This window comes from Xylanibacter sp., from assembly GCF_057607445.1.
This window is the reverse complement of record NZ_DBLZAX010000049.1, coordinates 1-1,701: the sequence shown is the minus strand read 5'-3', so window position 1 is coordinate 1,701 and position 1,701 is coordinate 1. Positions and strand designations below refer to the sequence as shown.

Annotated in this window: 1 protein-coding gene; it reads left to right on the top strand. The window is 40.8% G+C overall.

Annotation, left to right across the window (positions count from 1 at the left end; translation table 11 throughout):
* The first annotated feature begins 133 nt into the window (after positions 1-133).
* Positions 134-1,447: an IS30 family transposase gene (locus ACZMIG_RS14740; protein ID WP_022293574.1), complete on the top strand. Its 1,314-nt coding sequence runs from the start codon at positions 134-136 to the stop codon at positions 1,445-1,447.
* Positions 1,448-1,701 lie beyond the last annotated feature (254 nt).

Genomic DNA, 1,701 nt, shown 5'->3' with positions numbered 1-1,701 from the left:
CCAAAAATGAAATTTTAAATTCCACCACCCCATTTGGTGGTGGAATTTACTCCCGCACAGTAAAGGTTTACTCTTTCATATAAAAATGGTAAGGTTATCTTTCTTTCTGACAGCAGTAGAAAGAAGGATATCCATGAGTAAATATATTCCAGGAAACCAGAAGCACCTTTCCCTTGAAGACCGTATCTATATCGAAAACGAACTGAACAAGGGAGAAACCTTTAAGAACATTGCCCGCTTTCTTTGCAAGGATCCAACAACCATTTCCAAAGAAGTAAGGGCTCACCGTCTATCCGACTGGTATCACAAAGGTACTTTCTATAATGCCCATAACTTTTGTATTCATCGCTTCCATTGCCGGAAAACCAATGTCTGCGGAAAAATCATTCTCTGCGATGTAAAATGCACTTCCTGCCCCACCTGTAATCAAACTTGCAAGGATTTTGTGAAGGAACAGTGCAAAAGACTGGATAAGGCGCCCTATGTCTGTAATGGCTGCACAAAAAAGATAAATCATTGCACCATCGCCCAGAAATACAGATACGATGCACGTTTTGCTGATAGAAAATACCGTGAAAAGCTTTCCGGTTCCAGAGCCGGTATAAACATGACAAAACATGAATTACGCAAAAAGGATGGCATTGTTTCTCCTTTAATCGAGCAGGGACAATCTCCATATCAAATCATTACCAATCATCCAGAACTGGATATGTCAGTCCGTTCCTTGTACACCTATCTGGATCAAGGTCTGTTTACAGCCAGAAACATTGATTTAAAACGTAAGCCCGGCTTCAAGCCACGAAAGTGCCATAAAACACAGATTACAAACAGAACCGTCTTCGAGAAAAGGTTATTCAGTGATTTTAGTGAGCTGCAGTTATCCTCTTTTGTAGAAATGGATACGGTACACTCATCCAGAGAATCCAACAAGACGTTACTGACCTTTTTCTTCACTAAGGAAAAGCTGTTCCTTGCCTTTCTCCTGAATCGTTGTACTAAAGGCGCTGTCCGGCTTATTTTTGACCGTTTAGAAAAACGTATGGGCACCTATGAGTTCTTATCTGTCTTTGAATATATCTTGACAGACAGAGGTTCAGAATTCGGAGATCCTGTCGCTCTTGAAACAGGACTGGATGAAATTCAGCGTACCAGCATCTACTATTGTGATCCCATGCGTAGCGGACAAAAAGGAGGTCTTGAGCAGGCTCACACCATGCTTCGCATGGTGCTTCCCAAAGGAACTAGTTTTGAATTTTTGACACAATGGGATGTGAATCTAATCGTGAATCACATCAACTCCACTCCAAGGGAAAGTCTTAATGGAAGCACGCCTTATGACGCCGCATTAGAGACACTCGGAAAAGAAACCCTAAACGCATTTCAGCTTAAGCGCATTGACCCTGATTTGGTCAATCTAACGCCTAAGCTGATTCGCTTCAACCATTAACAACCACTTAGAAATCTGCTGTCGGACTGGAAATTAAACTTTCACATTTTCCTCACATGACCAGTGGAATTTAGTCTCGCACACTACCTTCCAGTGGTCCGTTTGTCATACCATCAAATCAGTTTTTTCCAAGAAGTTACTCCTATTATAACAGAAATAAGCGTTTTGAGCTTATAAAACTCTTAGAAAATCAAGAACTTTTAAATGAGTGTGGAATTTACTTCTGCACTGGAATTTACTTTTTCAAGTTAGCA